General features: G+C 71.3%; 6 protein-coding genes. 2 read left to right on the forward strand and 4 right to left on the reverse strand.

The window, feature by feature from the left end:
* Together ACFPZL_RS09135 and ACFPZL_RS09140 are read left to right on the forward strand one after the other, a co-directional pair.
* Positions 1–1,638, forward strand: a 1,638-nt coding sequence (locus ACFPZL_RS09135; RefSeq protein WP_382335171.1) for an amidohydrolase, incomplete at its 5' end; no start/stop codon positions are given.
* A gap of 150 nt (positions 1,639–1,788) precedes the next feature.
* On the forward strand, positions 1,789–2,478 hold the full coding sequence (locus ACFPZL_RS09140) for a metal-dependent transcriptional regulator (protein WP_218114705.1): 690 nt from the start codon (positions 1,789–1,791) through the stop codon (positions 2,476–2,478).
* Here the strand turns inward: ACFPZL_RS09140 and ACFPZL_RS09145 are convergent.
* The 4 genes from ACFPZL_RS09145 to ACFPZL_RS09160 all read right to left on the reverse strand — a co-directional run.
* Positions 2,414–3,277, reverse strand: a complete 864-nt coding sequence (locus ACFPZL_RS09145; RefSeq protein WP_218114704.1) for a metal ABC transporter permease — start codon at positions 3,275–3,277, stop codon at positions 2,414–2,416. The genes ACFPZL_RS09140 and ACFPZL_RS09145 overlap by 65 nt on opposite strands.
* On the reverse strand, positions 3,274–4,053 hold the full coding sequence (locus tag ACFPZL_RS09150; RefSeq protein ID WP_218114703.1) for a metal ABC transporter ATP-binding protein: 780 nt from the start codon (positions 4,051–4,053) through the stop codon (positions 3,274–3,276). The genes ACFPZL_RS09145 and ACFPZL_RS09150 overlap by 4 nt, the downstream gene beginning before the upstream one ends.
* On the reverse strand, positions 4,050–5,051 hold the full coding sequence (locus tag ACFPZL_RS09155) for a metal ABC transporter substrate-binding protein (protein ID WP_218114702.1): 1,002 nt from the start codon (positions 5,049–5,051) through the stop codon (positions 4,050–4,052). Before ACFPZL_RS09155 ends, ACFPZL_RS09150 begins: the two co-directional genes overlap by 4 nt.
* Positions 5,052–5,190: 139 nt before the next feature.
* Positions 5,191–5,714 (reverse strand): EamA family transporter (locus ACFPZL_RS09160; protein WP_382335174.1); only part of this gene is annotated, 524 nt, incomplete at its 5' end.

Raw genomic sequence — 5,714 nt, forward strand, 5'->3', positions numbered from 1 at the left:
GACCGGATCCTGCTCGCCGGCCGCGTGCACTCCATGCTCGCACCGGACGAGGAGACCCGCGACCGCGCCGTCCTCATCGAGAGCGGTCGAATCCAGGGCGTCGTGCCCCGCGACACGATCCGCGATTTCACCGGGCCCGCCACCGAGACCGTCGACCTCGGCGACACGACCCTCCTGCCCGGCTTCGTCGACCCGCATGCGCACGTCGAAGTCGCGGCGGTCTCGCAGCACGGCGTCGTCGACGTCCGCGTGCCGCTCTGCCGGAACATCGGCGACGTGCTCCGCACGCTGCGGGCGGCCGTGCCCCGCGCGCGCGGCCGCTGGATCGTCGCGCAGGGCAACCTCTTCTTCGACAAGAAGCTCGACGACGGCCGGTTTCCGACCCGCGCCGAGCTCGACGCCGTGAGCCGCGACCACGCGATCGTCATCCGCGCCGGCGGCCACCTCAGCATCCTGAACTCCACGGCCCTGGAGCTCAGTGGGATCGGCCGCGGCTACGAGGCGACCCAGGGGAGCATCACCGGCAAGCCGACCGTGGAGCGCGACGAGCGCGGCGAGCCGACCGGCATCGTGATGGAGATGGACAACCTCATCCCGTTCCCGCGCCCGGACGACCACGAGCTGCTGCCCGCCCTCGAGTCCGGGGTGCGCGACATGTTCACCCGTCACGGCGTCACCACCATCGGCGAGATCAGCGAGACCGTCTCCGGCCTGCGCGCGTTCCGCGCGGGCATCGCCGACGGCCGAATCCGCAGCCGGATCCAGGCCTACCTCTGGGTGCCCGGAACACTGGACCTCGCCACGGCGTGCGATCCGGAGACGCTCGTCTCGCTCGGCGGCGACGACCCCGCGAGATTCGGGATCCGCGGCGTGAAGGTCTTCTCCGACGGCGGCTTCTCCGCGGCGCGCGCGGCCATCGGCACCGAGTACGTGCATCAGCCGGGATCATGCGGCGAGGTCGCTCTGGGCCGGGACGAGCTGCTCGAGATCTACCGGAGCACGCAGGCCGCCGGCCTGCACCTCGCCGTCCACGCGAACGGCGACCGCGCCCAGCTCGAGGTCTGCCGCGCGCTCGTCGAGGCGAGGGAGCGCTTCGGCGAGCACCCGCAGATCCGTATCGAGCACGCCGGCAACTTCGTCCCCGACTACGCTCGGCTCTCGAGCGCCTGGCGGGAGGCCGGGATCGTGCCCGTCCCGCAACCGATCTTCATCCGCAACTTCGGCGAGTTCGTGCCCGAGTACGTCGGCGATCAGGCATGGACGCAGCAGTTCCCGTTCCGCACCATGCTGGCCGACGGCTGGGAGATCTCGGGCAGCTCCGACGTGTGGATCGGATCCGACTACCACCAGACCAAGCCGATGCGCAGCGTCGCGGCGACGATCGATCGCCTCACCTTCCACGGGCGCGCACTCGATCCGTCCCAGTCGATCGGCGTCTGGCAGGCGCTGCGCATGCACACCCACGGCGGCGCCCGCGCGCTCGGTCTGCACGGCGAGCTCGGATCGCTCGCCGTCGGCGCGCACGCCGATCTCGTCGCCCTGGATGCGGACCCCATGAGCGTCCGCGCCGAGGACCTCGAGTCGATCGCGGCGGAGCGCGTCATCCTCGCCGGAGAGGACGCGCCGCTGCCGGAATAGCCGCGCATCCGACAGCGATCCGGTGGATCGGTCCGCCGGTACCGGTCCATCGGGCCGCCGGGCGCCGGGCCGCCCGTTCCCGGGCCGCAGCCGGGGCGATCGGCTACGCTGAGAGCCAGCCGAACGGTCGCGGAGAAGCAGGAGGTGCACGTGTCGGTCACCGAGCTGTCCGTCAGCACCCAGAACTATCTCAAAGCGGTCTGGAGCCTCTCCGAGTGGTCCGACTCGCCGGTGGTCCCGAGCCTGATCGCCGAGCGGACCGGACTGAAGCTCTCCTCGGTCTCGGACGCCGTGCGCAAGCTCTCCGAGCAGGGGCTGATGGAGCACGCCCCCTATGGGGCGGTCTCGCTCACCGAGCTCGGGCGATCCTACGCGATCTCCATGGTGCGACGGCATCGCCTCATCGAGTCGTTCCTCGTGCAGGTGCTCGGCTACGGCTGGGACCAGGTGCACGACGAGGCGGAGGCCCTCGAGCACACCGTCTCCGACTTCATGGTCGAGCGGATGGACGAGCTGCTCGGCTTCCCGTCTCGGGACCCGCACGGGGATCCCATACCGGCGGCCGACGGTTCGATGCCGCGGCTGGATGCGGTGCAGCTCTCCCACGCCGACGCGGGCCGCAGCGTGGTGGTCGAGCGCATCTCGGACGAGGATCCGGCGCTCCTGCAGTTCTTCGCCACCCGCGGCATCGTGATCGGCACGCGACTCGACGTCGCCGAGGGCGCCCCGTTCTCGGACGCGGTCGAGGTCACCCCGGCAGGCGGCGGCGAGCCCGTCACGCTCGGGCGGACACCGATGCACGCGCTGTACGTCTCCGCCGCAGCTTCCGGGTCAGACTGACGGCATAGGCGAGGGCGAACGCGGCGCCCTGCGCGAGCACGATCATGGCGCCCGAGGCGGTGTCCAGGTAGTAGCTGCTGTAGATCCCGGCAAGTGCGCAGACGACGGCGATGCCGGGGGCGATGAGCAGCATCCGCCAGATGCTGTCGGTGAGCAGGAACGCGGTCGCACCGGGGATGATGAGCATCGCGACGACGAGGATCACGCCGACCGTCTGCAGCGCGACCACGGCGGTCAGTGCGAGCAGGCCGAGGAGGAGGGCGCCGAGGAACCTGGGGTTGAGACCGATCGCGTGCGCATGCGACGGATCGAAGGCGTAGAGGGTGAAGTCGCGGCGCTTCGCCACCATCACGAGGAGCACGATCGCGCCGAGGACGGCGATCTGCACGAAGTCGGCGGGGGTGACGCCGAGCAGGTTGCCGAAGATGATGTGGGTCAGGTCGGTCTGCGACGGCGTCACCGAGATGAGCACCAGGCCGAGCGCGAACAGGGTCGTGAAGACGATCCCGATGGCCGCGTCCTCCTTGACCCGGCTCGTGTCGCGGACCGCGCCGATCAGCACGACGGCGAGGAGGCCGAAGACCACGGCGCCCAGCGCGAATGGTGCTCCGACGATGTAGGCGAGCACGACCCCCGGGAGCACGGCGTGCGACACCGCATCCCCCATGAGCGACCAGCCGATCAGCACGAGCCAGCACGAGAGCACGGCGCACACCGCGGAGGCGATCAGCGCGATCGCGAGCGCGCGGAGCATGAAGTCGTAGCCCAGCGGTTCGAGGAGCAGGTCGAGCGGGGTCATTCGTCCTCGCCTCCGCTCAGCACGTCGAGGCCGAAGGCGAGCGAGAGGTGCTCGGGAGTGAGCACCTCCGACGGCGCACCGTGCACGAGCACACGGCGCATGAGCAGGATCGCCTCGTCGGCGAGACCGGGCAGGGCGTGGAGGTCGTGCGTGGAGACGAGGATCGTGCGCCCCTCGGCGGCGAGCTCGCGCAGCAGTCGCGTGATGGTGGCCTCGGATCGCTTGTCGACCCCGGCGAAGGGCTCGTCGAGCAGGAGCACGGTCGCGCCCTGCGCGAGGCCCCGGGCCACGAAGGCGCGCTTGCGCTGCCCTCCCGATAGCCGGCCGATCTGCCGGTCCGCGTAGTCGGAGAGCTCGACGCGGGCCAGCGCCCGCTCGACCGCCTCGCGATCCGCCGCCTTCGGCCGGCGCGTGAACCCCATCCGCCCGTAGCGGCCGGTCATCACGACGTCGCGCACCGAGAGCGGGAAATCCCAGTCGACGGCCTCGCTCTGCGGAACGTACCCGACGGCGCCCGCGCGGCGCGCAGCGGCGGGGGTGTCTCCGGCGATGAGGACGCTGCCGGCATCGGGGTGCACCAGTCCCATGACGGCCTTAAACAGCGTCGACTTGCCCGAGCCGTTCACGCCGATGATCCCGCAGACCCGCCCGGGAGCCACCTCGAGGCTCGCGCGGTCGAGAGCGAGCACGTCGCCGTAGCGGACCGTCACCCCGTCGACCCGGAGGGCCGGCGCGGTCGTCCCTCCGATCGGCGGCACGCCCGTCTTCACGCTCATCCGCCCGCTCCCGTGAGCCCGGCGACGATCGTCTCGGCGTCGTAGCGGATGAGCTCGAGGTAGCTCGGCACGGGGCCCCCGGGCTCGGAGAGCGAGTCCACGTAGAGGGTGCCGCCGAACCGCGCCCCGGTGGCCTCGACGACCTGCCGCATCGGCTTGTCGGAGACGGTCGACTCGCAGAACACCGCCGGCACGCCGCGCTCCTCCACGAACTCGATCGTCGAGGCGATCTGCTGAGGCGTCGCCTGCTGCTCGGCGTTGACGGCCCAGATGTACTGCTCGGTCAGGCCGGCGTCGCGGGCGAGGTACGAGAACGCGCCCTCGCAGGTCACGAGCGCCCGCTCGTTCTCGGGAAGCACCGAGAGCTCGGCGACGAGGACGTCCTGCACCTCCTGCAGCTCCGCGCGATACGCCTCGCCGTTCTGCTGGAAGTCCTCGGCGTGCGCGGGGTCGAGGTCGGCGAACGCGTCGACCAGGTTGTCGACGTAGATCTGCACGTTGAGCGGGCTCATCCAGGCGTGCGGGTTGGGCCGGCCGGAATAGGCGTCCTCGGCGATCTCCATCACCTCGATGCCCTCGGAAGCGACGACCCGGGACACGTCGAGGCCCTCGACGAAACGGGCGAACCAGAGCTCGAGGTCGAGGCCGTTGTCGAGGATCAGATCGGCGTCGGCGGCCTTGCGGATGTCGCCGGGCGTCGGCTCGTAGCCGTGGATCTCCGCGCCGACCTTGGTGATCGACTCCACGCGGAGGTGCTCCCCGGCGACCTGCTCGGCGATGTCGGCGAGCACGGTGAACGTCGTGAGCACCACCGGCCGTTCGTCGCCTGCGGCGTTCGCATCCGAGCCCCCGGATCCGCCCGCTGCGCTCGATCCCGCGCCGCAGGCGGCGAGCGCGACCGCGACACCGCAGATCAGCGGGATCCCCGCCCACCGGCGTCCGATCTCCGCGCTCCGCCGCCTCTGCGTGCGCTGCGCGCCCCGTGCTCTCCGGTGCATGCGCACCACTCCCCTCGTCTTTCGACCAGTGTAAGTTCGGCATGCCGAACAATCAAGTTCGTTGGTCCGACGAGCCGCGGGCAGGGGCCGCCGATCGGCCGTTCGCCGACCAACAGCACCCCGATCGGTCAGCGGGCGATCAGTCGACCGTGCGGGCGGCCGAGTTCGAGGCCGCGCGCCGGCGCGCCTGCAGCAGCTCCCCGATCTTCACGGTGACGACACCGGCGATGATGAGCGCCGCGCCGAGCCATTGGAGCGAGGTCGGCAGGATCGCGAGCAGCAGGATCGTCCAGAGGATGCCGAAGAGCGGTTCGGCGTACCCGGTGAAGCTCGCCATCGTCGCACCGAGCCGGCGCGACGCCGCGACCCCGAGCACGTAGGCGGCGACGGTCGAGACGAACACCATCCCGGAGACGACGAGCACCACCGGCAGCTCCGCCCCGGCGAGCACCGCGGGCGCGCCGGTGAACGCGATCGGGAGGAGCCCGGTCCCCCCGACGACGACCAGCACGATCGTCGCCAGCAGCAGGCCGAGCCCCACGAAGGGCAGGGGCGGGATCCCGTGGTGCGTCGAAGCCCCCAGCGCGTAGTAGGTCGCGTTGCCGGCCGCGGCGATGAGCGCGAACAGGACCCCGAGGGGATGCAGGGCGGCGCCCGCCACCA

It is taken from the genome of Leucobacter soli, assembly GCF_042659205.1.
GTDB classification, from domain to species: domain Bacteria; phylum Actinomycetota; class Actinomycetes; order Actinomycetales; family Microbacteriaceae; genus Leucobacter; species Leucobacter soli.